Here is a 25,110-nt window from a genome sequence, read left to right on the forward strand (position 1 = left end):
CCCCTGGGGAACCGCACGTCGGAGGCCGGGTTCATGCGATCGCATGGGCCCGGCCTCCGGCGTTCCGGAGGTGCCGACAAGAGAGGTGACCCTTACTCGTGGGGTGGAATAGATACTGCTAGCGTGCAGTTGCGCATTAATTGCAATTAGCGATTGGCACGCTGAGGGGACCGGATACACGCATGGCCATCTACACGCTTCCTGAGCTTCCTTACGACTACGCGGCGCTCGAGCCCGTAATCAACCCGCAGATCATCGAGCTGCACCACGACAAGCACCACGCTGCCTACGTGACGGGTGCCAACAACACCCTGGAGCAGCTCGCAGAGGCGCGCGACAAGGAGAATTGGGGCGCCCTCAACGGTCTGGAGAAGAACCTCGCGTTCCACCTCTCCGGCCACATCCTCCACAGCATCTACTGGCACAACATGGCCAGCCCGAAGACCGGCGAGGGCGGCGGCGAGCCGACGGCGGCCGACGGTCTCGGCGACCTGACCGACGCGATCACCGAGTCCTTCGGCTCCTTCGCGAAGTTCAAGAAGCAGCTGACGTTCGCGGCCTCCGCGACCCAGGGTTCCGGCTGGGGCGTGCTCGCGTACGAGCCCGTCAGCGGCCGTCTGGTCGTCGAGCAGGTCTACGACCACCAGGGCAACGTGGGCATCGCCAGCACCCCGGTCCTCGTGTTCGACGCCTGGGAGCACGCCTTCTACCTGCAGTACAAGAACCAGAAGGTCGACTTCATCGAGGCCATGTGGAACGTCGTCAACTGGCAGGACGTGGCCAAGCGCTACACCGACGCCAAGGCGAACACCCCGCTGCTGATCCCCGCCAAGGGCTGATCGGCACGCCCCAGCCGTCCGCCTCGTGATCGTCTTCTCAACCTTCACGGCGGACGTTTCCAACAGAAGGCCCCCGCGAGGACGTGACTCGCGGGGGCCTTCTGCGCACTGTTCCGGGCGGACTACTCGAAGCTCGGACCCTTGTCGCGGGTCCGCTTGATCTCGAAGAAGCCCGGGGTGGAGGCGACGAGCAGGGTGCCGTCCCACAGGCGGGCCGCGTCGTCGCCGCGCGGGGTCGGGGTGACGACCGGGCCGAAGAAGGCCACGTCCGCGCCGTCGGCGCCGGGCACCGAGATCACCGGGGTGCCGACCTCCTGGCCGACCCGGTTGATCCCGTCGTTGTGGGACGCCCGCAGCTCGGCGTCGTACTCGTCGGAGGTCCCGTAGTCCGCGAGGTCCGCCGGCAGGCCGACCTCGGCCAGCGCCTCGGCGACGACCTCGGCGGTGTTGCCGCGTCCCTCGTTGTGGATGCGGGTGCCGAGCGCGGTGTAGAGCTTGCCGGTGATCTCCTTGCCGTGCTTCTGCTGCGCGGCCGTCACCACCCGGACCGGTATCCAGGCCTCGGGACCGAGCAGCTTGCGGTAGTTCTCGGGCAGCTCGTCGAGCTTGTCCTCGTTCAGGACGCCCAGGCTCATCACGTGCCAGCGGACCTCCACGTCGCGGACCTTCTCGACCTCCAGCATCCAGCGGGACGTCATCCAGGCCCAGGGGCAGAGCGGGTCGAACCAGAAGTCGACCGGGGTCTTCTCGCTCACCTGCGTGTCGGCCATGTCTCTCCTCGTGTCAAAAACAAGCCATTGCCCAGTACCGTCCCCTGCGCCAACCAGACCGGGGCCGGCCGCATTCCCCGTGGGAGGATTCGAACCGAAGAACGCGATCACGCACGAAGGAGTGCACGTGCCCGGAGAGAATCTGTCCCGCGACGAGGCCCACGAGCGGGCCGAGCTGTTGTCCGTCGACGGGTACGAGGTGGTCCTCGACCTGAGGTCCGCGGTGGACGAGGCCGAACCGGCCGACGGCCCCCGGACGTTCCGTTCGGTGACGACCGTCCGCTTCCGGGCCGCGACCCCCGGGGCCTCCTCGTTCGCGGACCTGATCGCCCCCTCGGTGAACTCGGTCACCCTCAACGGGCAGCGGCTGGACCCTGCCTCCGTCTTCGACGGGGCCCGGATCGCCCTGGACGGGCTGGCCGCCGAGAACGTCCTCGTCGTCGACGCGAACTGCGCCTACAGCCGCACGGGCGAGGGCATGCACCGGTTCGTGGATCCGCAGGACGGCGAGGTCTACCTCTACACCCAGTACGAGCCGGCGGACGCCCGCCGGGTCTACGCGAACTTCGAGCAGCCCGACCTGAAGGCCCCGTACCGCTTCGAGGTGACCGCGCCCGAGGGCTGGCAGGTGTGGAGCAACGGCGTCGAGGAGTCCCGCGAGGGACCGACCCGGCGCTTCGCCGAGACCGCGCCGATCTCCACGTACATCACCTGCGTGGTCGCCGGCCCGTACCACTACGTCACGGACACCTACACGCGCGGCGACCTGACGATCCCGCTGGGCGCGATGTGCCGCAAGGCGCTGGCCGAGCACTTCGACGCGGACGACGTCTTCCTCGTCACGAAGCAGGGCTTCGACCTCTTCCACGAGATCTTCGACTACCCCTACCCGTTCGGGAAGTACGACCAGGCGTTCGTGCCGGAGTACAACCTGGGCGCGATGGAGAACCCGGGGATGGTGACCTTCCGCGAGGAGTACATCTTCCGCGGGAAGGTCACGCAGGCCTCCTACGAGCGGCGCGCGAACGTCATCCTGCACGAGATGGCGCACATGTGGTTCGGCGACCTGGTCACCATGAAGTGGTGGGACGACCTGTGGCTGAAGGAGTCCTTCGCGGACTTCATGGGCTCCTTCGGGCTCGTCGAGGCCACCCGCTTCGACCAGGCGTGGGTCACCTTCGCCAACAGCCGCAAGGCCTGGGCCTACCGGGCCGACCAGCTGCCGTCCACGCACCCGATCACGGCCGACATCCGTGACCTGGAGGACGCCAAGCTGAACTTCGACGGGATCACCTACGCCAAGGGCGCGGCCGTGCTCAAGCAGCTCGTCGCGTACGTGGGCCGGGAGGCGTTCCTGGAGGGCGCGCGGCGCTACTTCAAGGCGCACGCCTACGGGAACACCACGCTGGACGACCTGCTGTCGGTGCTCGGCGAGGTCTCCGGCCGGGACATGGCCGAGTGGTCGCGGGCCTGGCTCCAGACGGCCGGTGTGAACGCGCTGACCCCGGTGGTGACCTGCGACGCGGGCGGCCGCGTCACGGAGCTGGCGGTGCTCCAGGAGGGCGACGAGCTCCGACCGCACCGGGTCGCGGTGGGCCTGTACCGGCTGGAGACCGACGGCACCCTGGTGCGCTTCGCGCGGGCCGAGGCGGACGTCGCGGGCACCCGTACGGTGGTCGCCGAGCTGGCCGGGTCCGAGCGGCCCGACCTGGTCCTGGTGAACGACGAGGACCTCACCTACTGCAAGATCCGCTTCGACGAGGTCTCCCTGGCGACGCTCCGGTCCCACCTGGGCGGCCTGACGGACCCGCTCGCCCGGGCCCTGTGCTGGTCGGCGCTGTGGAACCTGACCCGTGACGGGCTGATGCCGGCCCGGGACTTCCTCGCGCTGCTGCTCGCGCACGCGGGCCGGGAGACCGACGTGGGCGTGCTCCAGATGCTGCACGTCCAGGCACTGACCGCGATCAACCGCTACACGACGCCGGAGCTGCGCGAGCAGCGCGGCCGGGAGCTGGCGGCCGGCGCGCTGCGCGAGCTGAGGCAGGCCGAACCGGGTTCGGAGCACCAGCTGACCTGGGCGCGGTTCTTCGCGGCGAGCGCCGCCACCGAGGGCGACCACCAGCTGCTGCTCGGCCTGCTGGACGGGAGCGCGCGGATCGACGGCCTGGAGGTGGACCAGGAGCTGCGTTGGGACTTCCTGCTGCCGCTGACGGCGCACGGCTCGGTGGACGAGGCCGTCCTGGCCGCCGAACTGGTCCGCGACGACACGGCGTCGGGCAAGCAGCACCAGGTGCGCTGCCTGGCCGCGCGGCCGTCGGCGGCGGTCAAGGACCAGGCGTGGGCGGCGACCGTCGAATCGGACGCCCTGTCGAACGCACTGGTCGAGGCGACGATCTCGGGGATGCAGCAGTCCTCCCGGCGGGACCTGCTGGCGCCCTACGCGGACCGCTACTTCGAGGTGATCGAGCGGGTGTGGGCGGACCGTTCGATCCAGATCGCGATCCACGTGGTGCGGGGCCTGTACCCCTCGCTCCAGGACTCGCCGGCCACGGTCGCGGCGACCGACGCCTGGCTCACCGCCCGTCCGGACGCCGCGCCGGCCCTGCGGCGGCTGGTGCTGGAGTCCCGTGACGACCTGGCCCGGGCCCTGCGCGCCCAGGCCTGCGACGCGGCGGCCGGCTGACGCCGGGCGGGCGCGGCGGCCGGCCCCGGACGGGGGCCGGCGCGAGCCACCGGGCGAGCGGGCGGGGGCGGGGACGGACGAACATCCGTCCCCGCCCCCGCCCGCTTCCGCGTCCGCTTCCCCGTCGGCTTCCCGACCCGCTTCCCGCCTGCTTCCCCGTCGCCGGAAGCACCGATATGGTCATACGACGGATGTAGGGCGGCGGGGTCCCTTTCGGCAGTCGAACGCCCGTACTTTAGCCCTGTCTTGTCCGGATTTGTCGACGAGCGTGTAACAGGGGTTAGCAAGGCCATGGCCTGAGGGAATCACCGCGTCATGAACCAGAACGCACCCCTCCCCCTCGCCCACCTCACCGCCAGCCGCCCCCGCGTGCTGACCCTCGCCCAGCTCCGCGAGCACGGCGTCAGCGCCTCCGACGCCGCCGGGCGGCCCTGGCAGCAGCTGCTGCCCGGGGTGTTCCTGCTCCACTCGGGTCCGGCGACCAGCGAGGAGCGGCTGCACGCGGCCCTGTTGTACGCCGGCCGCCGGGGCGGCGCCGAGGTCATGATCACCGGGCTGGCGGCCCTCGCGCTGTACCGCTTCACCTCCACCCCCGCCCTGCTGGGGCTCTCCCACATCGACGTCCTCGTGGCGAACACCCGGCGGCTGCGGTCCACCGGCGACGTCCGGATCATCCGCACGCACACCCCGCCGCGTTCCGTGGAGGTGACCGGGCTGCCCGTGGCCCCGGTGGCCCGGGCCGTGGCCGACGCGGTGTCGCAGCTGTCCGACGCCACGACCGTGCGCCGCCTGCTCAGCGAGGCCGTCCGCGCCGGACACTGCGAGCCGGCGGCCGTCGTAAGGGAGTTGACGGTGGCCCGGCTGCTGAACCGGCCGCACGTCGTGGACGCCGTCGAGGCGCTGCTGGCGGAGGGTCGGGCCATCGCGGAGGACCGGCTGTACCAGCTCGTACGGGGCTACGAGCTGCCGGAGCCCGTCTGGAACGTGGACCTGCGGCTCCCGGGGGGCCCGCACCTCGGCGGGGTCGACGCGTACTGGCCGGAGCACGCCGTGGCCATCGAGATCGACACCCGCGCCCCGCGCCAGCACGACGACGAGGACTGGTCGGAGGCCGTCCGCAAGCGCGAGACGCTGGAGCGGCTCGGGGTGACCGTGCTGCACCTGACCCCCCGCAAGCTGCGGGACTGGCCCGAGCAGCAGGCCGCGGTCGTCCGGACCGCCCTGACGGCCGCCGACGACCGCGAGCCCGCCGCCTACCTGGTGGTGCTCCCCCGGTGAGGCACCGGCCGCGCGAGCGGCGGATTGGCCGGGGAATACTCCGGCGCGCTCCAGCGCAGCCGCCCCGGGTGCAGCCCCTCCAGCACCGACTCCACGGTGAACCGCACCGTCCGCGCCCCGTCCGCCCCGAATCCGGTCCGGGCCCGCCCGCTCAGCTGGAGCACGCCGCCGCCCTCCCAGTCGGGCAGGAGCAGCCCGGCCCGCCCGTCGGCCACGAGGTTCCCCAGGGTCAGGAACATGGCGTTGCCGGGGTAGTCCGGCCAGGCCAGCTCGGTGGCCGAGATCACCTCCACGAAGCCCGGGAACCCTCCCCGGTGGCTGGCGTCGACCCCGTCGGGCGACGCGGTGGCCACGAAGAAGGTGTCGGCGGCGCGGACCGTCCCCTGCTGGGCGGGGGTGAGCGCCTCCCCGCGCCGTACGATCCCGGCCCCCTCGGCCACCACCTCCAGCGGCCGGCGTTTCTGCAGGTACTTCGGGCAGTTCGCGAACACCCGGTCCGCCTCGACCGCGAAACCACCGGGCACCGGCGCGACGGTCCCGCCCAGCCGCATCCGACGCCTGGTCCGCGGATCGAGGGCGATGGTCCCGACCCGGGTGCCCGCCGCGGCCGGCGCCCCTTCCAGCGGGTCACCCTGCGGCAGCCCGCCGGTCACCACGATCCGGTTGCGCCCGGTGGCCCGTACGAAACCTGGTGCGCCGGTGAGCAGCAAGGCCCACATCCGACCGGTGGCGTCGGCGGCTCCGACGACGAGGTGGGGCTGTGCGGCGAGGAAGGCCGCGGCCACGTCCCTGATGTCCGTGCCGATCGAGCGGCCGACGTGATCGGCGAGGTCGCGCACGCCGACCCGTTCCTGCACGGCCAGCGAACCCCAGTGGTACGTCATGACGGTGCTCCCTTTCCCGCGTCGCCGGAACCTAGAAGAACCCGCAGGTGGGGGCGGATCCCGTCGGGGCGGGTGCCCCTTCCGCGCCCGTGGGGACGGAGATCTCCAGGCGGGTGCCGTCGGGGTCGTGGAAGAAGATCCCGCCGGACGTGGCCCCCTCGGCGTGGGCGACGACGCCCTCGTGGGCGAAGGCGACGCCCAGCCCGCGCAACCGCTCCTCGTACGCCCCGACCTCCTCGATGCCCCCGGCGGTGAACGCCAGGTGGTGCAGTCCGGCCGCGGCCGGCAGGTAGCCCCCCTCGGCCTGCTGCCAGAGCGTGAGGGCGAGCTCGCCGTCACGGCCGAGGAAGGCGAACCGGCGGCCCTCCTCCTCGCCCGCTCCGAGCAGGTCGAAGTCCAGCGCGTCGCGGTAGAAGGCGAGCGAGCGGTCGAGATCGGTGACGTTCAGGCCGATGTGGCCGGTGCGGAGCGTGCCGACGGCGTCGGCGGTGGTGGCGGTCATGGTGGGTTTCCTTCCCGAGGCTTCCGGACTTCCGGGCGTTCGAGTCTTCGAGCGTTCGAGCCCTCGCACTCCCGATGCACTCTAACCTTCTAGTTTGAGATTAAAGGTTAGACATGCGGTGGTCAACCGGTCACGTACCCTTGAGGGGTTAGCGACGCGAGGAGGCGGCATGACGGCGCAGGTGGCGGACCGGCGTCCGCTGGTCGGGGAACCGGTCGCCCTCGACCTGCTGAACACGCGCTGGGTCGTCGACGGCGAGCCGTTCGACCTCTTCGCGGGGGCCTTCGGGCTGACCCGCGTCGAAGGGCTCGCGCTCTGGCTGGGGAGCGTCGGCCTGGCCGACCGCTTCAGGGCCGACGCCGCGACCCTGGTCCACCTGTTGACCGCTCGCGAGTCGCTGGCCCGCGCCGTCGCGGACCCCTCCGACGAGGGAGCGCGCGCGCTGGTCGACGCCGTCCTGGAACACGGCCGGATCCGGGCCACCCTGACGGCCGAAGGCCCGGGCGAGCGCGCCGAGTTCGCCGATCCCGCCTGGGGTCCCGCCTGGATCGCCGCCCGGGACTACCTGGACCTGCTGGTCGCCGGGCCGGACCGGATCCGCAAGTGCGCCGCCGATTCCTGCGTGCTGCACTTCCACGACATCTCGCGCAACGGCACCCGGCGTTGGTGCTCGATGGCCGCCTGCGGCAACCGCGCCAAGGCCTCGCGCCACTACGCGCGCACGCGCGTGCGCTGAACGATCGGAATCTGTCACACCCGCTGCGAGACGGAAGCCCGCTCCGGCCCCGCCGCGAGCCGGGAAAGTTTATAAATCCACTCGCAGACACCTGCGAATTGCCCCGGCCTGCCCGACCTCGTTCCCTCTGGCGGACACTGCGCGCCGGCGGGTGTCCGCCATGTCAGGTCTCGGTCAATGACAACACTCCCCAAACAGCAGTCACTTCGGCAAAGCTGACCGGTCATCCGGCACCGAAATCCGGACCGTATCTTTCACTTAGCCAGGGATGCTGATGACCCTCGACTCCCCCAGCTCCACCAACGGGGCCATACCGGGCACCCGGCGCGTGGCCCGCGTAGCCGCGGCCGCGGGCCTGGTGGCCGCCCTCTGCGCCACCGGCGCCATGCCCGCCTTCGCGGTGGGCACCGCCGGCGGTCCGGGGACGGGACCGGCCTCCGCGCCGGTCAAGTCCGCCGACCAGAAGCTCGGTTCGGCGGACGCCGAACTGCTCCAGGAGGCCAAGGCCAAGGGTGACGCGACCGTCACCGTCATGGTCGCGACCGCTCCCGGGAAGACCAAGCAGGTCGCCGACCAGCTGGGCGCCGTCCAGGGCGCCTCGGTGGGCCGGACGTACGACAAGCTCGGTTACGTCCGCGCCACCCTGCCGACCGGCAAGGCCGAGGCCGCGCTGAAGGCCGCCGGCAAGCTGGACTCCGTCCACGGCATCGACCTGCGGCACGAGATCCAGCGTCCGGACCCCCGTCCGGACGCCGACCGGGAGACCGGCACGGTCAAGAAGACCGCGGCCGAGACGTACGCGGCGCCGGACAAGAACACCCCGGCGAAGAACCCGTACAACCCGTCCTTCGAGACGGGCTCGGTGGACTTCGTCAAGAACAACCCGCAGGCCGACGGCCGCGGCGTGACCATCGGCATCATGGACTCGGGCGTCGACGTCGGTCACCCGGCCCTGCAGAAGACCACCACCGGCGAGCGCAAGATCGTCGACTGGGTGACGGCGACCGACCCGATCACGGACAACGACGGGACCTGGCGCGCCCAGATCACCCCGGTCACCGCCGCGGGCGGCACCTTCAGCGCCGGCGGTCAGAGCTGGAAGGCCCCGGAGGGCAACTTCCAGTGGAGCCGTTTCAGCGAGTCGATCACCGCCAACGGTGACATGAAGGGCGACGTCAACCGGGACGGGGACACCACCGACCGGTTCGGCCTGCTCTACGACGTCGCCGCCGGCACCGTCCGCGTCGACACCGACCAGGACGGCGACTTCACCAACAACGAGCCGATGAAGCCGTACAAGGACGGCAACCAGATCGGCTGGTTCGGCACGGACAACGCGGCGACCGATGTCGCCGAGCGCATCCCGTTCGTGATCGAGATCCGCAAGGACGTCCCGATGGACCCGCTGGGCGGTGACTGGGTCGGCAAGAAGGCCGACTTCGTCAACGTCGGCATCATCGAGTCGGAGCACGGCACGCACGTCGCGGGCATCACCGCCGCCAACGGCCTCTTCGGCGGCCAGATGAACGGCCAGGCCCCCGGTGCCAAGCTCGTCTCCTCGCGCGCCTGCTCCTGGTCCGGCGGTTGCACCAACGTCGCGCTGACCGAGGGCATGATCGACCTCGTCGTGAACCGCGGCGTCGACATCGTCAACATGTCGATCGGCGGCCTGCCGGCGCTCAACGACGGCAACAACGCGCGCTCCGAGCTCTACAAGAACCTCATCGACACCTACGGTGTCCAGCTCGTCATCTCGGCGGGCAACGAGGGCCCCGGCGTCAACACCATCGGTGACCCCGGTCTCGCGGACAAGGTCATCTCCGTGGGTGCCGCGGTCTCCAAGGAGACCTGGGCCGCCAACTACGGCTCCGGCGTGAGCAAGAAGTACAACATGTTCCCGTTCTCCTCGCGCGGTCCGCGTGAGGACGGCGGCTTCACGCCGACCATCACCGCTCCCGGCTCGGCCATCAACACCATCCAGACCTGGCTGCCCGGCGCGCCCGTGAAGGAGGCCGGTTACAACCTCCCGGCCGGTTACGGCATGCTCCAGGGCACGTCGATGTCCTCGCCGCAGGCGGCGGGCGCCGGCGCCCTGCTGATCTCGGCCGCCAAGCAGAGCAACATCGCTCTGAAGCCGGCCAACCTGCGGGTCGCGCTGACCAGCACCGCCAAGAAGATCGACGACGTCCCGGCGCACGCCCAGGGCGCGGGCCTGCTCGACGTGAACGCCGCGTGGGAGTCCATCCAGCGCGACGCGAAGGCCGAGGAGTTCACGGTCAAGGCCCCGGTCGACACCGCGATCGACCAGTTCCTGAAGACCCCCGGCTTCGGCACCGGCATCTACGACCGCGAGGGCGGTCTGAAGGTCGGCCAGAAGAAGGTCTACAACGTCGTCGTCACGCGCACCACCGGCGTGAAGTACGGCACCCGGCACGACCTGAGCTGGCGCCACAACGACGGCAGCTTCAAGGTCATCGGCGGCTACGACTACGTCACCCTGCCGCTGAACAAGCCCGTCACCATCAAGGTCGAGGCCAACGTCAAGTCGGCCGGCGTCCACAGCGGCATCCTGCAGCTCGACGACCCGAACACCGAGGGCATCGACAAGCAGGTCCTGGCGACGGTCGTCGCGGCCGCCCCGCTGGCGAAGCCGTCCTACACCCTCTCGGACACCTCGTCCGTGCAGCGCAACAGCCACAAGTCGTACTTCGTGACGGTCCCCCCGGGCACCAAGACCCTTGAGGTCGCCCTGGGCGGTCTGAAGCCCGACAGCCAGACCCGCTTCATCTCGATCCACCCGTACGGTCTGGGCGTCGAGGACAGCGCCACGACCCAGTGCTACCCGAACTACGACAACCCGGCGAACACCTGCCGCCCGGACCTGCGCTCGTACGCCGAGCCGACCCCGGGCGTCTGGGAGATCGAGGTCGAGTCGCGTCGTACGTCGCCGCTGCTCGACAACCCGTACAAGCTGGACGTGTCCGTCCTCGGTGCTTCCTTCGACCCCGCGGTCAAGGTCCTTCCCGAGGTCAAGCAGGGCACCCCGGCGCCGGTCCAGTGGACCGTCAAGAACGACGCCGCGGTCATCGCCGGCGGCAAGCTCCAGGGCGGTCCGCTCGGCTCCGCGAAGGTCGCCAAGCCGACCATCGCCGCCGGGGAGACCCAGACCACCGAGGTCACCATCGGCGAGGGCGTCTCCCGCCTCGACGTCGCCATCGGCAAGACGTCCGACACGGGCGCCGACCTCGACCTCGAGGTCTACAAGGACGGCGTCAAGGTCGGCACCGCCGCCGACGGCGACTCCGAGGAGGCCGTGAGCCTGCTCAAGCCGGCCGCCGGCACCTACAGCATCAAGGTCATCGGCTACGCGATCCCGGCCGGCACCACCACGTACGACTACCGCGACGTGTTCTTCTCGGCCGGTCTGGGCTCCGTCCAGGTCGACGAGGCCGCCACGGTGAACCTCGCCTCCGGCGCCTCGGCGCAGGTCTCGGCGAACGTCCTGGTCAACAGCGCGGCCCCCGAGGGCCGTCAGTTCTTCGGCCAGGTCCAGCTGCTCAACGCCCGCGGCACCGCCGCCGGCACCGGCAGCGTCCAGATCGACAAGGTCCTCCCGTAACCCGGTAGGACCCGAACGAACCGGAGGGGCGGCGCTCGTCACGAGCACCGCCCCTCCGGCCTTTCCCCCCTCGGATCCGCTACTTGCCGAGCGGGCGCAGCGACTCGGCGAAGGTGCCCACCGCGTGCGCGATGACGTCCAGGTTCGTGTCGAAGGCCTTCAGGTCCAGGTTCTTCAGGGTGTCCCCGGCCCCGTGGTAGTTCGGGTCGTACGGGGCTCCGGCCGTGCCGCCGTAGCGCTTGGCCTGCTCGGCGGTCTTGATCCCCTCGGCGCCGGTGAAGGTGCCGCCCGCCGGGATGCCGTTCGCGATGAACGGGCCGTAGTCGGAGCGGCCGTCGAAGTCACTGCCCTCGTGCGGCTTGCCCTTCTTGTCCAGGAAGCCGTTGATCAGCGCCTCGATCTGCGCCGAGCCGGCCGGGCCCGCGCCCGCGCCGACCTTGTCCGAGTCGTCGCCGTCGTAGACGAACTGCGCCGGGTTGGGCGAGGCGATCATGTCGAAGTTCAGGTAGAGGGCGATGTCCTTCTTCTGCTTCTCCGACAGCCGCGCCACGTAGTGCTCGGAGCCCAGCAGGCCCAGCTCCTCCGCCGACCACCAGGCGAAGCGAACCTTGTTCGCGGGCTGCTTGCCCTTGCCCTTCTTGTTCGCGCCCTCGTCGGCGAGCTTCAGCGCCACCTCCAGCAGACCGGCCGAACCCGAGCCGTTGTCGTTGATGCCCGGGCCCTCGGGGACGGAATCCAGGTGGGCGCCGACGGCCACGACCCGGTCGGCGCGGCCGCCCCGGGTCTCGGCGATCACGTTGCGGGTGGTCTTCTTCACGTGCTCCTGGTCCAGGTCCAGGCGTACCTTCACCTCGCCGGCGGCGACCGCCGCGGCCAACGCCTCGCCGTCGGCCAGGGTGATGCCCGCACTCGGGATCAGCCCCTCGGCGGGCGAGGAGAACCCACCGCGGACCGGGGTGGTGCCGCTGTGGTTGTAGACGATGACGCCGAGCGCACCCGCCTCGGCGGCCGCCTTCTGCTTCTCGACGAAGGTGCACGTACCCCGCTTGACCAGGGCGATCCGCCCGGCGAAGGCACCGGCCGGATAGTCGTCGGCGGTGCAGCCGGGGCTCTCGTCGACCCGCGCGAGGGCGAGCGGGGCGGTCAGCCCGCCCGCCGGGGTGGAGGGGGTGAAGGTGAAGGCGGCGGTGGCGAGCTCCCGGGGACCGGCGCCGAGGACGGTGGTCCGCTCGGTCCTCGTGCGGGCCTCGTGGATGTCGAAGTCCTGGTAGGAGACCTGGTAGCCGGCCTTCTTCAGGGTGTCGTGGACGTAGGCCGCCGACGCGGCGTGGCCCGGGGTGCCCGCGGCGCGGTTGCCGCCGTTGGCGTCGGCGATCTGCTGGAACTTCGCCAGGTGCCGGTGGGCGCCGCGCGCGGTGACCTCCTCGACGAGTTCCTTGGCGAGCCGGCCCTCGCGGTGGTCGCGGTCGTGGGCCGCGGCCGGCCCGGCCGCGAACAGCACGGGAGCGGCTACGGCGGCGGCCGCGAGGGCGGCGAGGGCAGGTATGGAGCGGCGGTGGCGGTGGTCCCGCACGTGGTTCTCCCCGAGTAGACGGTTCGACATCCGGACTGTCGCGTCCGGATACCGGGCACGACAGTCCGGACGCTAACCGCCACCGACCAGGCAAAACGGACGTTCGGGGGCCCTGCAACACGCCCGTCACGCACTCGTCACGGGGGTTCACGTCCGGGACACCGTCCGTCCCTCGGACAATGGATTGGACAAGGCTCGTGGGGTCGAACGCATGATGGCTCCACGCGCGCCCGCGTCGTACATACGTAGAGGAGTCACCGTGAGGGTCGGAATCGTCGGAGCCACCGGACAGGTCGGCGGAGTCATGCGCGGCATCCTGGCCGAGCGGAAGTTCCCGCTGGACGAGCTGCGGCTGTTCGCCTCGGCCCGTTCCGCGGGCTCGACCCTGGAGTGGGAGGGCCAGGAGATCACCATCGAGGACGCCTCCACGGCCGACTACTCCGGCCTGGACATCGTGCTCTTCTCCGCGGGCGGCGCGACCTCCAGGGCCCTCGCCGAGAAGGTCGCCTCCCAGGGCGCCGTCGTGATCGACAACTCCTCGGCCTGGCGCGGTGACCCGGAGGTCCCCCTCGTCGTCTCCGAGGTCAACCCCCACGCGATCAAGAACCGCCCCAAGGGCATCATCGCGAACCCGAACTGCACCACCATGGCCGCGATGCCGGTGCTGCGCCCGCTGCACGACGAGGCCGGCCTGCTCGCCCTGATCGCCACCACCTACCAGGCCGTCTCCGGCTCGGGCCTGGCGGGCGTCGCCGAGCTCAAGGGCCAGGCCTGCGCGGTCACCGAGGCCGCCGACCAGCTGACCTTCGACGGCGGCGCCGTGGACTTCCCCGAGCCGGCCGTCTACAAGCGCCCGATCGCGTACAACGTGGTCCCGCTCGCGGGCAACCTCGTCGACGACGGCTCCTTCGAGACCGACGAGGAACAGAAGCTCCGCAACGAGTCCCGCAAGATCCTGGAGATCCCCGGGCTCAAGGTCTCCGGCACCTGCGTGCGCGTCCCCGTCTTCTCGGGCCACTCGCTCCAGGTCAACGTCCGCTTCGAGCGCCCGATCGGCGTCGAGCGCGCCTACGAGCTGCTGAAGGACGCCCCCGGCGTCGAGCTGTCCGAGATTCCGACGCCCCTCCAGGCGGCCGGCAAGGACGCCTCGTACGTGGGCCGCATCCGGGTGGACGAGACCGTCGACAACGGCCTCGCGCTGTTCCTGTCCAACGACAACCTGCGCAAGGGCGCCGCGCTGAACGCGGTGCAGATCGCGGAGCTCGTGGCCGAGGAACTCCGCCAGGCCTGACCGGTCGCCGGTGCGTGAGGGGCGGGTGCCGTACGGCGCCCGCCCCTCCCCCGTTTCACGGCCGGCGCACCTCGTAGAGGAAGCAGCCGTACTCCACCGCCCGGACGTGCACGAGGGCGACCTCCGGGTCGGCGAAGGCCTCGGCGAGCGCCTGCCCGACGACCGCGTCGGGTTCCTCGCCCAGTTCCAGCGCGCGGCCGCCGAGGATCCGACCGGCCGCGTCGTAGCGCCGGGCGACGCGCAGCGCCCCCGGTGTCCCGAAGGGCAGGCCGGCGCCCTCCGGCGGGCCGGCGCAGGGGTCGGCGTGCACGAACACGGGGCCCTGTTCGTCGTACGCCCCCGGGTCCGCGCCGGAGCCGGCCGCCCAGCGGCGCAGCGGCGCGTAGGACACCAGGGCGATGCGCTCGCCGGCCCGGCTGCGGCGCAGGCAGCAGCGCAGCGGGGCGCCGCCCTCCGGGTCCTCGTACGGGAGGCAGGGCCGGCCCGCGTCGTCGCGCAGGCGCAGCTCGGCGAGGGCGGCGGGGTCGAGGGGCAGGGCGCGGGGTCGCACGGTGGAGGAGGTCATGGGTGCGATCGTGCTGGGCCGGCTCCCCCGGCGCCGGCCGAAATCGGACCTCGCGTTCGCCCGCGGGATACTCCGGCGCGGTGGCCCGGACCTCGTGGAAGGATGGCGGGGCTACGTCACCATCAAAGGAGATGACCGCGTGCCTGGCACGAATCTCACCCGTGAAGAGGCTCAGCAGCGCGCGGCGCTGCTCACCGTCGACTCGTACGAGGTCGAACTCGACCTCAGCGGTGCGCAGGAGGGCGGTACCTACCCGTCCGTGACCACCGTGCGCTTCCGGTCGGCCGAGGCCGGCGCCGAGACCTTCATCGACCTCGTCGCGCCGGCCGTGCACGAGATCGTCCTGAACGGCAAGTCGCTGGACGTGGCCGCCGTCTTCCGGGATTCCCGGATCGCGCTGCACCACCTCGCCGCCGGGGACAACGAGCTGCGCGTCGTCGCCGACTGCGCCTACACCAACACCGGGGAGGGGCTGCACCGCTTCGTCGACCCGGTCGACCAGCAGGCCTACCTCTACACCCAGTTCGAGGTGCCGGACGCGCGGCGCGTGTTCGCCAGCTTCGAGCAGCCCGACCTGAAGGCGACGTTCCGGTTCACCGTGACGGCCCCCGAGGGCTGGACGGTCATCTCGAACTCCCCGACGCCGGAGCCGAAGGACCGGGTCTGGGCCTTCGAGCCGACCCCGCGCATCTCCTCGTACATCACCGCGCTGATCGTGGGCCCGTACCACGCGGTGCACAGCTCCTACGAGGGCAAGGACGGCCAGTCGGTGCCGCTCGGCATCTACTGCCGCCCCTCGCTCGCCGAGTTCCTCGACGCGGACGAGATCTTCGACGTGACCCGGCAGGGCTTCGACTGGTTCCAGGAGAAGTTCGCGTACGACTACCCGTTCGCGAAGTACGACCAGCTCTTCGTGCCCGAGTTCAACGCGGGCGCCATGGAGAACGCGGGCGCGGTGACCATCCGCGACCAGTACGTCTTCCGCTCGAAGGTGACGGACGCGGCGTACGAGGTGCGCGCCGAGACCATCCTCCACGAGCTCGCCCACATGTGGTTCGGCGACCTCGTCACGATGGAGTGGTGGAACGACCTGTGGCTGAACGAGTCGTTCGCCACCTACACCTCGATCGCCTGCCAGGCCGACGCCGAGGGCTCGAAGTGGCCGCACGCGTGGACCACCTTCGCCAACTCCATGAAGACGTGGGCGTACCGGCAGGACCAGCTGCCGTCCACGCACCCGATCATGGCGGACATCCGTGACCTGGACGACGTCCTGGTCAACTTCGACGGCATCACGTACGCCAAGGGCGCCTCGGTGCTCAAGCAGCTCGTCGCGTACGTCGGCAAGGACGCCTTCTTCAAGGGCGTGCAGGCCTACTTCAAGGCGCACGCGTTCGGCAACACGCGCCTGTCGGACCTGCTGGGCGCCCTGGAGGAGACCTCGGGCCGCGACCTGACGGCCTGGTCGAAGGCGTGGCTGGAGACGGCCGGCATCAACGTCCTGCGGCCGGAGGTGGAGACGGACGTGCAGGGCGTGATCACCGCCTTCGCGATCCGCCAGGAGGCTCCGGCGCTCCCCGCGGGCGCGAAGGGCGAGCCGGTGCTGCGTCCGCACCGCATCGCGGTCGGCCTGTACGACCTGAGCGACGGCGCTCTCGTGCGCACCGAGCGGATCGAGCTGGACATCGACGGCGGCCTCACGGCGGTGCCGGAGCTGGTGGGCCGGGCCCGTCCGGCGGTCGTCCTGCTCAACGACGACGACCTGTCCTACGCGAAGGTCCGCCTGGACGAGGTGTCCCTCGCCAACGTGACCGCCCACCTGGGCGACTTCGCGGAGTCGCTGCCGCGCGCCCTGTGCTGGGCCTCCGCCTGGGACATGACCCGCGACGGCGAGCTCGCGACCCGCGACTACCTCGCGCTGGTGCTGTCGGGCATCGGCAAGGAGTCGGACATCGGCGTCGTGCAGTCCCTGCACCGCCAGGTCAAGCTGGCCGTCGACCTGTACGCCGACCCGGCGTGGCGCGAGCAGGGCCTGGCCACCTGGACGGAGGCCACGCTGGAGCACCTGCGCGGCGCCGAGCCGGGCAGCGACCACCAGCTGGCGTGGGCCCGCGCCTTCGCGGCGACGGCCCGCACCGAGGGGCAGCTGACCTACCTGGCGGCGCTGCTGGACGGTACGGCCGAGATCGAGGGCCTGGTCGTGGACACCGAGCTGCGGTGGGCGTTCCTGGAGCGCCTCGTCGCGACGGGCCTCGTCGGGGAGGCGGCGATCGCCGCCGAGCTGGAGCGGGACGCGACGGCCGCGGGCGAGCGCCACGCGGCGACCGCGCGGGCCGCGCGCCCGACCGCGGAGGCGAAGGCCGCCGCGTGGGCCTCGGTGGTGGAGTCCGGCGACCTGCCGAACGCGGTGCAGGAGGCCGTGATCGGCGGCTTCGTCCAGACCGACCAGCGCGAGCTGCTCGCCCCGTACACCGCGAAGTACTTCGCCGCGGTCAAGGAGGTCTGGGACACCCGCAGCCACGAGATCGCCCAGCAGATCGCGGTGGGCCTCTACCCGTCGCTCCAGGTCTCGCAGGAGACCCTGGACGCGACGGACTCCTGGCTGGCCTCGGCCGAGCCGAACGCGGGCCTGCGCCGTCTGGTGTCGGAGTCCCGGTCGGGCGTCGAGCGCGCCCTGAAGGCCCAGGAGGCCGACGCGGCGGCGGGCGCCGCCGCCATCTGACCCGGCCCCGGACCGACCCCGGCCCCCGCCCCGTTCACCGGGCGGGGGCCGGGTGCGTCCGGCCCCGGTTCAGCGCAGCGCGCCGGCGGTCTCGCGCAGGGCAGCCAGGACGCGGGACACGGCGGGCGCCGATTCGGAGCCCCGGCGCAGCGCGGCGATGACGTGCCGGGCGGGCCGGTCGTGGGCGAGGACCCGTACGGTGACCCCCGCCGCCCGGCCGGTGACCATGCGCGGGACGAGCGCCACTCCCATCCCGGCCTCCACCATGGCCAGGATCGCGGTCCACCCGGAGGCCGAGTGGGCCTGCTCCGGGACGAACCCGGCGGCCTCGCAGGCGCTGCGGGTGATCTCCGACCAGGGGCCGCTGCCCCCGTAGATCCACCGTTCCCCGGACAGGTCGGCCAGCCGGAGCGCGGGCGCGGCGGTCAGCGGGTGGCCGGGCGGCAGGGCCACGTCCAGGGGGTCCTCCAGCAGCGTGATCCGGCTGAACCGGGGGTCGCGGGCGCCGGGCGCGTGTGCGGCCAGGGACAGCGCGAGGTCCACGGCCCCGGCGGTCAGCAGCTCGTAGGACTCGGCAGCCTCGGTCTCGCGGATCCGTACCTCCACCCCCGGGTGGGTGCGCCGCAGGGCGGCGACGGCGGGGACGACCAGGACGGGCACGGCGGTGGAGAAGGCACCGATCCGTACCTCGCCGGCCTCCCCGGACAGGTACCCGGCGAGTTCGGCGTCGGCCCGCTCCAGCTGCGCGAAGACGGCCTCGGTGTGCCGCAGGACCAGGTGGGCGGCGTCGGTGAGCCTTACCCGTCGGCCCTGGGCCTCCAGCAGCGGCACCCCCAGCTGCCGGGCGAGGTTGGTCAGCTGCTGCGAGACGGCCGAGGGCGTCATGTGCAGCGCCTCGGCCGTGGCGGTGACGGTCCCCCGGTCGGCGAGGGTCCGCAGGATCCGCAGCTTCTTGATGTCCCACTCGGTCATGGGACCGAACCTACCGGCGGGCACCGAGTCCCACGCCGCCCAGGATCAGCGCCATGCACAGCAGTTGAGCGGGGCCGGTGTGTTCGCCGAGGAGCAGGAAGCCGAGTCCGGCGACGCACACGGGCTGGAGGTAGTAGACGACGCCCGCCCGGGCCGCGCCGATCACCGAGACGGCCTTGTTCCAGGCGAAGAAGGCGACGGCGGAGGAGAAGACGCCGACGTACAGCAGCTGTCCGGCCGAGCCGGGGGTGACCTCGAAGCCGCCCTGGACGGCGAGCGAGACGGCGTAGGCGGGGGCGAGCATCAGCGCGCCGAGGACGAAGGTGGCGAACAGGAAGGCGAGTTGGCCGATCTCGACGGGCTTGCGCTTCAGCAGGGCGCTGTAGGTGGCGAAGGACAGGGCGGCCCCGAACATCCACAGGTCGCCGGCGCCGAAGTCGAAGCCGATCGAGCCGTCGCCGACGAGGAGCAGGACGCCGAACGCGGCGAGCAGCAGCCCGAAGGTGCGCCGGGCGCCGAGCCGTTCGCCGCCGAGCCGGGAGTAGACGGCCATGATGACGGGCGAGGCCGCCATGATCATGCCCATGTTGGAGGCGGAGGTGGTCAGTCCGGCCTGGTGGACGAGGGTGTTGTAGAGGGTGACGCCGAAGAGGGTGGCGAGGCTGACGTAGCCGAGGTGCTTGCGCAGCAGGGCCCGTTGCAGCCAGGCCTGCCGGGCGGCGAACGGGGCGACCGCGACGGCGGCGATGATCCACCGCCAGAAGACGGCCTGGACGGGCGGGACGGTGTCGGCCATGCCCCGGGTGGCGACGAAGCTGCCGGACCAGACGACCGTGGCGACCAGGGCGAGGAGGAGGCCGATGCCGGCGGCGCCCTTGGCGCCCGGGGTGCCGGGCTGCTGCGGGGCCGGCCGGCCTTCGTTCCCCTGCTGGCCCCGCCGGGCCTGCCGGCGGGTGCGGACCTGGTCCGTGACGGTCACGTGGTGTCTCCCCCTCGGGATCTGGATCGGTATGTCGTGGGACCTACCGTCGCACCTCCGCATTGCTCAGGTCCATCGAAACATTTCGATCAATACCTTCAGCAGAACTGAACGTTTTCTGCGGGACCCGAGGTGTCCGACCGGGGAGCTGCCCGATGACGGTGGCGCCGAAGGCGATGGCCATGCCGACCAGCTGCACCGGGGACAGGGCCTGACCGAGCGCGGCCCACCCGATGACGGCCGCGGTGAGCGGGGACAGCGGGCCGAGCAGGGTGACGGAGGTGGCGCTGAGCCGGCCGATGCCGCGGAACCACAGCCAGTACGCGATGCCGGTGTTGATCAGCATCATGTAGCCGTAGCCGAGGAAGGCATTGCCGTCGAGGGCGGGCGGCGCCCCCTCGATCAGGACGGCGAGCGGGATGATGACCAGCCCGCCCGCGGTCAGCTGCCAACCGGTCACGGCCAGCGGCCCCACGCCCTCGGGACGCCCCCAGCGCTTGGTCATCACGGTGCCGGCGCCCATGGAGGCGGAGGAGACCACACCGGCGATGACGCCGATGAGGTCGAGCTCGGCCTCGGCGGTCAGCACCACCATGCTCACGCCGAACGCGGCGGCGACGGCGGCGAGGACGGTGCGCAGCCGGGCCCGCTCGCCCAGCAACAGGGCGGCGAGTCCGACGACGAACAGCGGGCCCGCGGAGCCCAGTACGGCGGCGACGCCGCCGGGCAGCCGGTAGGCGGAGAGGAAGAGCAGGGGGAAGAACGCACCGATGTTGAGCGTGCCGAGGACGGCGGACTTCCACCACCACTCGCCCTTGGGCAGGGTCCGGGAGAGGGCTATGAGGAGGAGTCCGGCGGGCAGGGCCCGCATGGCTCCGGTGAACAGGGGTCGATCCGGGGGCAGGAGCTCGCTGGCGACGAAGTACGTCGAACCCCAGGAGATCGGGGCCAGGGCGGTCAGCAGGGTGGTGGTCAGGCGGTTCACGGGGACTCCTCGGGCGGATGAGGAAACGTGGGATCGGACCGGGCGGCGGTGGGCTCAGGCGACGGCGCCGGCGCCGACGGGCCCACCGACGGGGGCCGGCGGGGTGGTGTGGACGGCCTCGGCCGGCAGGTGGCGCTCCAGCAGGAGCAGGGCCGTCGCGGCGCCGAGGGCGGCGACGGCGAGGACGGCCCAGGGCAGCCGGCCGTCGACCGCGAGCAGGAGGGTGAACAGGGACGGGGCCAGTGCCGTGGCCAGCGCGTACGACAGCTGGTAGGTGGCCAGGTAGCGGCCGCGGACCGCTTCGGGGGCGGCCGAGACGGACAGGGCGCCGCCCGAGGGGCTGTGCACCAGTTCGCCGAGGGTGTAGACGACGACGATGGCCAGCAGGGCGACCGCGGTGACGGTCCCTCCGGGGCGCAGGGTGCCGAGCACGATCAGCGCGGCGAAGGCGGCGGCGAAGAGCAGCGCCCCGAGGGCGGCGGAGCGGGTGCGGCGGGCTCCGGAGCGTCGCACCCGGCCGGCGACCAGGACGCCGATCCCGGCGCACAGCGCGGTGTTGACGGTGAAGGCGGCTCCGGTGAGGGAGTCGGGTCCGCGCAGCCAGGTGGAGATGTAGAGGGGGAAGAGGACCGACAGGGCCGCGTAGCCGAGCGCGGTCAGGAAGTTGGCGGCGGTCAGTCCGAGGAAGGGCCGGTCCCGCAGCACCGTCCGGTACCCGACGGCCGGGCGGCCGGCGGAGTCCGGCACATCGGCGTCGCGCACGGGCCGGACCCGGGAGACGAGCGCTCCGGCGAGGGCGAAGGCCAGGGCGTTGCCCCAGGCGGTGTACTGGAACCCGCCGGTCCCCCAGAGTGCGAGCGCCCCGGAGACGAGCAGGGCGCCTGCGCCCATGCCCGCGTTCTGCAGGGCCCGTACGGAGGCCTGGAGGCGGTCGCGGGCGCCGCCGCGGGCCACCTCCCCGATGAGGGACTGCTGGACGACGGGGAAGGAGCGGTCGGCGAGCGCGGTCACCAGGGCGACGGCCGCGAAGGCGGTCGGCGATCCCGCGAAGGGGTAGAGGGCGAAGCCGAGCGCCCGGACCGCGTGGAGCGCGAGGCTGACCCTGCGGGCGCCGAACCGGTCCACGGCGGATCCCGCCGGCGGCACGAAGGCCAGCCCGGCCAGGCCGGTGACGGTGAGCACCAGTCCGACGAGGGTGAAGGAGAGGCCGGTGACGTGGTGGAAGAACACGAGGGAGAACGGGATGTACATCCCGATGCCGACCGCGCTGATCCCGACACCGGCGAGGAGGGAGCGTTCCCCCTCCACCCTGGTTTCCGCGGTCCCCCGGAACACCTTCATCACGCCTCCTCCCCCAAGTAGGTCACTTGAAAGTAGCTTAGCACTAAGCCACTTTCCGTCAAGCAACTTTCTTGCGAACGAGGAAGCGGAACCCGGATACTGCGTTCATGACCGAGGCCAACAAGGACGCCGTCGACGCCATCGCCGCGCAGTGGTACGCCGTACGCCCCGATCTGGACACGGCCCCCATGGCCGTCTTCGGGCGGATGTACCGGATCACCAAGGCCATGGGCGACGCGATGGAACGGACCTACAACCGCTACGGGATCTCCCGCGGGGAGTTCGACGTCGTCGCCACGCTGCGCCGCTCCGGCGCCCCGTACACGCTCTCGCCGCGCCAGCTGTCGGCCACGCTGATGCTCACGACGGGCGGGATGACCGGACGCCTGGACAAGCTGGAGAAGGCCGGGCTGCTGGGCCGCAGCCCCGATCCGCACGACCGGCGCGGGCTCCAGGTGACGATCAGCGACCGCGGGCTCGCCCTGATCGACGAGGCGGTCACCGCGGGTCTGGAGGTCCAGCGAGCGGCCCTGGCCGGCCTCGACGGCGAAGAGGTCGAACAGCTGACCGTCCTGCTGCGCAAGCTCATGGCCGACGTGCCGTAGACACGACGGGGCGCCGGAGGTCGCACCGCGACCGTCCTACGACGGTCGCGCGGACCTCCGGCGCCCCGGAAGCATGAAGTTGGGACCTGCCCGGTCGGTCAGGCCTGGGTCTTGCGCGACTTGTCGCCGACCATCACCAGACCCGCGATGACCAGGAACAGCACGATCGGCGCGGCCACGAACAGGCCGAGCGTCTCGGCGATGCTCAGCTTGGGGCCCGGGTCGTCACCGTCGTCGGGGGTCAGCGCGAGGGCGGGAGACGTCATCAGCAGCATCATCAGCGTCGTTCCGGCCGTGATGGCGCCGGCGCGCAGAGCGTTCTTCTTGTCCACGGTGCAAACGTAGCGAACACCTAGAGCGGCCGCGCGCCCGGGGGTGCCGTACGGGTCCCCGTCCCCTCCCGCACCGCGCTCAGCAGGGCGTTCGCCCGGGGCGAGGCCGTCAGTTCCTCCAGGGTGAGCGGTCGGCCCGAGGCGTCGGCGATCGGCAGCCTCCAGTTGGGGTACTGGTCCCAGGTGCCCGGCAGGTTCTGCGGCCGCCGGTCCCCCACCGCGTCCGGCAACCACACGCCGACCAGCCGGGCGGGCGTGCGCAGCAGGAAGGCGTACAGGGACCGGACGTCCGCCTCCTCGGTCCCGGTCTCCAGGCCGAGCCGCTCCAGCACCTCCAGCCACCGGGCGGTGTCGGCGGCGTCCTCGGCCTTCTCCACCTCCAACGGACGGGTCAGCAGGCCGAGCCGGTCCCGCAGTTCGACGTGCTCCCCGGCCAGCTTGGCGGCGGTGGGCGGCAGGTCGTGGGTGGTGACGCCGGCCAGGCAGTCGGCCCGCCACTCCTCGGGCTCCAACGGCTCCCCGTCGCCCTCCCAGTCCCGTTCGAACCACAGCACCGAGGTGCCGAGGATCCCGCGCCGGGCCAGCGCGCGGCGCACGCGCGGCTCCACCGTCCCGAGGTCCTCGCCGACCACCAGGGCCCCCGCCCGGTGGGCCTCCAGCACCAGGACGGCCAGCATCGCCTCGCCGTCGTAGGAGACGTACGTGCCTTCGGCCGGCGGCGCCCCCTGCGGGATCCACCAGAGCCGGAACAGACCCATCACGTGGTCGATGCGGACGGCCCCCGCGTACCGGAACAGCCCGCGCAGCAGGGCCCGGAAGGGGGCGTAGGCGGTGCCCTCCAGGGCGTCGGGCCGCCAGGGCGGCAAGCCCCAGTCCTGGCCGCGCGCGTTGAAGGCGTCCGGCGGGGCGCCGACGCTGATGTGGCGGGCGTGGAAGGGGCCCGCACCGGCGTCCGAACCCTCGGGGTGCACGCCGACGGCCAGGTCGTGCACGATGCCGACCGTCATCCCGGCCTCCCGCGCGGACCGCTGGGCGGCGGTCAGCTGGGTGTCCGTCAGCCAGACCAGCCAGCGGTGGAAGTCGGTCCGCTCCTGCGGGTCCTCCCCGGCCGCGGCGGCGCACCAGGCGGCGTGCGCGTCGAGGTGGGCGCCCTGCTCCGCGCGGAACTCGCCGTAGCCCGCCTCCCGGGCGGGGGCGCGCGGGACGGCGTACAGCAGTTCCAGGGCCTCGCGCTTGAGGGCCCACACGGCGTCCCGGTCGATCAGGGCCCCCTTCTCCAGCACCTCCCGGCGCAGCTCCGCGCCGCGGGCGGCGAGTTCGGCGAGGGCGGCGCGGTCCGGGCAGTCGGCGTACTCGGGGACGTCCTCGATCCGCAGGTGCACCGGATCGGGGAAGCGCCGCGAGGAGGGCCGGTATGGGGACGGGTCGGTCGGGGCCCCCGGGACGGCCGCGTGCAGCGGGTTGACCTGGATGAAGTCGACGCCGTGGGTGCGGGCGGCCCAGCGGGCGAGTTCCGTCAGGTCGCCGAGGTCGCCCATGCCCCAGGAGCGCTCCGAGAGCAGGGAGTACAGCTGGACGAGCAGTCCGTGGGCCCGGGCGGGCGCGGCCGGTGCCCGCTCCGGGGCGACGATCAGGGTGGCGCCGGCCGTGTGCCCGTCGGGCAGTTCGACGGTCAGGCGGTGCACCCCGAGGGGCGGCTGCGCGGGCTGCCCGGAGACGAGCCCGCGGGGCGAGCGCCCGTCGCCCGCCTCCCACACGAGGGGTTCGGGCCCCTCCTCCGGGTCCACCCGGATCCGGGTACCGGCGGGGAGCGCGGTCAGCGGCGCCGGGGCGGGCTCGCCCTGCCAGAGCACCACCGTGGGGGGCAGCGCCCGCCCGGCCCGCTCCCGTTCGTCCTCGTCGGCCATCGCCCGGATGTCCTGCGGGGTGTCCACGGGTACCCCGATCCGGCCGAGGACGGCCCTGACGGTGTCCCGGGGCACGGGGACGGTGACGTCCTCGGCCGGCTGGTAGGTGGAGGCGACGCCGTGCAGGGCCGCGAGCCGGTCGAGGTCGTCCATCGGTGTCCCTGTCTATTGGCCCGCGACGGTTGCGGCGGGGAGGTTCGGCTCGCTGGTCAGCGGGACCTCTTCCATGAGCGGGGATTCGCCGGTCAGCGGCGCGAACGCGGATCCGGCCAACGGGGGCTCACTGGTGAGGGGCGCGTCCTCCTCCGGCCGGCCGGGGGCGGGCAGGTGGGCGAGCGGTGCCTTGGGTTTCGGGGTGGTCGGATCGAGGGGTTCGGAAGCGGCCGGGCCCGCGGGTGCGGGGACGGTCGGGGCGGCTGCGGCGGTGCCGGCCGCGGGCCGGCGGGCGTGGTCGGGGCGCGGAGAACGGGCGGGGGAAACGGTGGTCGCGGTACGGGCCTTCACAGGAGCACTCCTTTGCGCGAGAT

The 25,110-nt window shown here is 72.2% G+C and carries 20 protein-coding genes; 8 read left to right on the top strand and 12 right to left on the bottom strand.

Translation table 11 applies throughout. The features are described from left to right. The first annotated feature begins 182 nt into the window (after nucleotides 1-182). Nucleotides 183-839, top strand: coding sequence for a superoxide dismutase (locus ACFVS6_RS13095; protein WP_389703319.1), 657 nt, complete (start codon nucleotides 183-185; stop codon nucleotides 837-839). A 122-nt stretch (nucleotides 840-961) separates the two neighbouring features. Here ACFVS6_RS13095 and ACFVS6_RS13100 read toward each other — a convergent pair whose 3' ends face one another. Then, the gene (locus ACFVS6_RS13100; RefSeq protein ID WP_389703321.1) at nucleotides 962-1,609 is read right to left on the bottom strand and encodes a DsbA family protein; all 648 of its coding nucleotides are present in this window, start codon (nucleotides 1,607-1,609) and stop codon (nucleotides 962-964) included. A gap of 127 nt (nucleotides 1,610-1,736) precedes the next feature. Here ACFVS6_RS13100 and pepN (ACFVS6_RS13105) point away from each other — a divergent pair, with 127 nt between their 5' ends. Together pepN (ACFVS6_RS13105) and ACFVS6_RS13110 are read left to right on the top strand one after the other, a co-directional pair. After that, nucleotides 1,737-4,292: an aminopeptidase N gene (gene pepN / locus ACFVS6_RS13105; protein WP_389703323.1), complete on the top strand. Its 2,556-nt coding sequence runs from the start codon at nucleotides 1,737-1,739 to the stop codon at nucleotides 4,290-4,292. Nucleotides 4,293-4,607: 315 nt separating this feature from the next. Next, nucleotides 4,608-5,570 (top strand): hypothetical protein, encoded by a 963-nt coding sequence (locus ACFVS6_RS13110; protein WP_389703325.1) that lies wholly within the window; start codon nucleotides 4,608-4,610, stop codon nucleotides 5,568-5,570. On the opposite strand, the gene ACFVS6_RS13115 is transcribed toward ACFVS6_RS13110, so the two are convergent. Together ACFVS6_RS13115 and ACFVS6_RS13120 are read right to left on the bottom strand one after the other, a co-directional pair. Further along, entirely contained in the window at nucleotides 5,546-6,454 is a 909-nt protein-coding gene (locus ACFVS6_RS13115) for a pyridoxamine 5'-phosphate oxidase family protein (RefSeq protein WP_389703327.1), read from the bottom strand. The two genes, ACFVS6_RS13110 and ACFVS6_RS13115, sit on opposite strands and share 25 nt — an antisense overlap. A 31-nt stretch (nucleotides 6,455-6,485) precedes the next feature. Continuing rightward, a complete protein-coding gene (locus ACFVS6_RS13120; protein ID WP_389703328.1) occupies nucleotides 6,486-6,956 on the bottom strand; it encodes a VOC family protein in 471 nt (156 codons plus the stop codon). Nucleotides 6,957-7,125: 169 nt separating this feature from the next. On the opposite strand from ACFVS6_RS13120, the gene ACFVS6_RS13125 reads away from it, so the two are divergent. Beyond that, on the top strand, nucleotides 7,126-7,692 hold the full coding sequence (locus ACFVS6_RS13125; protein WP_389703329.1) for a CGNR zinc finger domain-containing protein: 567 nt from the start codon (nucleotides 7,126-7,128) through the stop codon (nucleotides 7,690-7,692). 274 nt (nucleotides 7,693-7,966) lie between these two features. Further along, on the top strand, nucleotides 7,967-11,311 hold the full coding sequence (locus ACFVS6_RS13130; protein ID WP_389703331.1) for a S8 family serine peptidase: 3,345 nt from the start codon (nucleotides 7,967-7,969) through the stop codon (nucleotides 11,309-11,311). 79 nt (nucleotides 11,312-11,390) lie between these two features. Here ACFVS6_RS13130 and ACFVS6_RS13135 read toward each other — a convergent pair whose 3' ends face one another. Then, the gene (locus tag ACFVS6_RS13135; RefSeq protein ID WP_389703332.1) at nucleotides 11,391-12,914 is read right to left on the bottom strand and encodes a M28 family metallopeptidase; all 1,524 of its coding nucleotides are present in this window, start codon (nucleotides 12,912-12,914) and stop codon (nucleotides 11,391-11,393) included. 229 nt (nucleotides 12,915-13,143) lie between these two features. Between ACFVS6_RS13135 and ACFVS6_RS13140 the strand changes: the two genes are divergently transcribed. Continuing rightward, nucleotides 13,144-14,175, top strand: a complete 1,032-nt coding sequence (locus tag ACFVS6_RS13140; protein ID WP_389703334.1) for an aspartate-semialdehyde dehydrogenase — start codon at nucleotides 13,144-13,146, stop codon at nucleotides 14,173-14,175. Nucleotides 14,176-14,230: 55 nt separating this feature from the next. Here the strand turns inward: ACFVS6_RS13140 and ACFVS6_RS13145 are convergent, their stop codons facing one another. After that, nucleotides 14,231-14,740: a DUF1203 domain-containing protein gene (locus tag ACFVS6_RS13145; protein WP_389703336.1), complete on the bottom strand. Its 510-nt coding sequence runs from the start codon at nucleotides 14,738-14,740 to the stop codon at nucleotides 14,231-14,233. Between the two features lie 139 nt (nucleotides 14,741-14,879). On the opposite strand from ACFVS6_RS13145, the gene pepN (ACFVS6_RS13150) reads away from it, so the two are divergent. Then, complete coding sequence (gene pepN / locus ACFVS6_RS13150; protein ID WP_389703338.1) at nucleotides 14,880-17,462, top strand: aminopeptidase N; 2,583 nt, start codon at nucleotides 14,880-14,882, stop codon at nucleotides 17,460-17,462. Nucleotides 17,463-17,531: 69 nt separating this feature from the next. Here pepN (ACFVS6_RS13150) and ACFVS6_RS13155 read toward each other — a convergent pair whose 3' ends face one another. The 4 genes from ACFVS6_RS13155 to ACFVS6_RS13170 all read right to left on the bottom strand — a co-directional run bounded on the left by ACFVS6_RS13155 (nucleotide 17,532) and on the right by ACFVS6_RS13170 (nucleotide 21,739). Beyond that, entirely contained in the window at nucleotides 17,532-18,434 is a 903-nt protein-coding gene (locus tag ACFVS6_RS13155; protein WP_389703340.1) for a LysR family transcriptional regulator, read from the bottom strand. Between the two features lie 10 nt (nucleotides 18,435-18,444). Further along, on the bottom strand, nucleotides 18,445-19,296 hold the full coding sequence (locus ACFVS6_RS13160) for a DMT family transporter (protein WP_389703510.1): 852 nt from the start codon (nucleotides 19,294-19,296) through the stop codon (nucleotides 18,445-18,447). Between the two features lie 160 nt (nucleotides 19,297-19,456). Further along, on the bottom strand, nucleotides 19,457-20,398 hold the full coding sequence (locus ACFVS6_RS13165) for an EamA family transporter (protein WP_389703342.1): 942 nt from the start codon (nucleotides 20,396-20,398) through the stop codon (nucleotides 19,457-19,459). A gap of 54 nt (nucleotides 20,399-20,452) precedes the next feature. Beyond that, nucleotides 20,453-21,739, bottom strand: a complete 1,287-nt coding sequence (locus tag ACFVS6_RS13170) for an MFS transporter (protein WP_389703343.1) — start codon at nucleotides 21,737-21,739, stop codon at nucleotides 20,453-20,455. A 107-nt stretch (nucleotides 21,740-21,846) separates the two neighbouring features. Between ACFVS6_RS13170 and ACFVS6_RS13175 the strand changes: the two genes are divergently transcribed. Further along, nucleotides 21,847-22,344, top strand: coding sequence for a MarR family winged helix-turn-helix transcriptional regulator (locus tag ACFVS6_RS13175; RefSeq protein ID WP_385582845.1), 498 nt, complete (start codon nucleotides 21,847-21,849; stop codon nucleotides 22,342-22,344). A gap of 98 nt (nucleotides 22,345-22,442) precedes the next feature. Here the strand turns inward: ACFVS6_RS13175 and ACFVS6_RS13180 are convergent, their stop codons facing one another. Genes ACFVS6_RS13180 through ACFVS6_RS13190 form a run of 3 tightly spaced genes read right to left on the bottom strand, consistent with a single transcriptional unit; the run spans nucleotide 22,443 to nucleotide 25,087 of the window. Further along, a complete protein-coding gene (locus ACFVS6_RS13180; protein WP_281208351.1) occupies nucleotides 22,443-22,676 on the bottom strand; it encodes a hypothetical protein in 234 nt (77 codons plus the stop codon). Between the two features lie 20 nt (nucleotides 22,677-22,696). Next, nucleotides 22,697-24,736, bottom strand: a complete 2,040-nt coding sequence (locus ACFVS6_RS13185) for a 4-alpha-glucanotransferase (protein WP_389703345.1) — start codon at nucleotides 24,734-24,736, stop codon at nucleotides 22,697-22,699. A 12-nt stretch (nucleotides 24,737-24,748) separates the two neighbouring features. Continuing rightward, nucleotides 24,749-25,087, bottom strand: a complete 339-nt coding sequence (locus ACFVS6_RS13190) for a hypothetical protein (protein ID WP_389703347.1) — start codon at nucleotides 25,085-25,087, stop codon at nucleotides 24,749-24,751. Nucleotides 25,088-25,110 lie beyond the last annotated feature (23 nt).

It is taken from the genome of Streptomyces sp. NPDC057939 (assembly GCF_042887545.1).
Classification (GTDB): domain Bacteria; phylum Actinomycetota; class Actinomycetes; order Streptomycetales; family Streptomycetaceae; genus Streptomyces.

Excerpts from the sequence above, each read along its gene's own strand:
- ACFVS6_RS13145 (WP_389703336.1), bottom strand. The coding sequence starts at position 14,740 with ATGACCTCCTCCACCGTGCGACCCCGCGCCCTGCCCCTCGACCCCGCC.
- ACFVS6_RS13175 (WP_385582845.1), top strand. The coding sequence starts at position 21,847 with ATGACCGAGGCCAACAAGGACGCCGTCGACGCCATCGCCGCGCAGTGG.
- ACFVS6_RS13110 (WP_389703325.1), top strand. The coding sequence starts at position 4,608 with ATGAACCAGAACGCACCCCTCCCCCTCGCCCACCTCACCGCCAGCCGC.
- ACFVS6_RS13130 (WP_389703331.1), top strand. The coding sequence starts at position 7,967 with ATGACCCTCGACTCCCCCAGCTCCACCAACGGGGCCATACCGGGCACC.
- ACFVS6_RS13135 (WP_389703332.1), bottom strand. The coding sequence starts at position 12,914 with ATGTCGAACCGTCTACTCGGGGAGAACCACGTGCGGGACCACCGCCAC.
- ACFVS6_RS13095 (WP_389703319.1), top strand. The coding sequence starts at position 183 with ATGGCCATCTACACGCTTCCTGAGCTTCCTTACGACTACGCGGCGCTC.
- ACFVS6_RS13170 (WP_389703343.1), bottom strand. The coding sequence starts at position 21,739 with ATGAAGGTGTTCCGGGGGACCGCGGAAACCAGGGTGGAGGGGGAACGC.
- ACFVS6_RS13155 (WP_389703340.1), bottom strand. The coding sequence starts at position 18,434 with ATGACCGAGTGGGACATCAAGAAGCTGCGGATCCTGCGGACCCTCGCC.
- ACFVS6_RS13125 (WP_389703329.1), top strand. The coding sequence starts at position 7,126 with ATGACGGCGCAGGTGGCGGACCGGCGTCCGCTGGTCGGGGAACCGGTC.
- ACFVS6_RS13100 (WP_389703321.1), bottom strand. The coding sequence starts at position 1,609 with ATGGCCGACACGCAGGTGAGCGAGAAGACCCCGGTCGACTTCTGGTTC.
- ACFVS6_RS13115 (WP_389703327.1), bottom strand. The coding sequence starts at position 6,454 with ATGACGTACCACTGGGGTTCGCTGGCCGTGCAGGAACGGGTCGGCGTG.
- ACFVS6_RS13185 (WP_389703345.1), bottom strand. The coding sequence starts at position 24,736 with ATGGACGACCTCGACCGGCTCGCGGCCCTGCACGGCGTCGCCTCCACC.
- ACFVS6_RS13120 (WP_389703328.1), bottom strand. The coding sequence starts at position 6,956 with ATGACCGCCACCACCGCCGACGCCGTCGGCACGCTCCGCACCGGCCAC.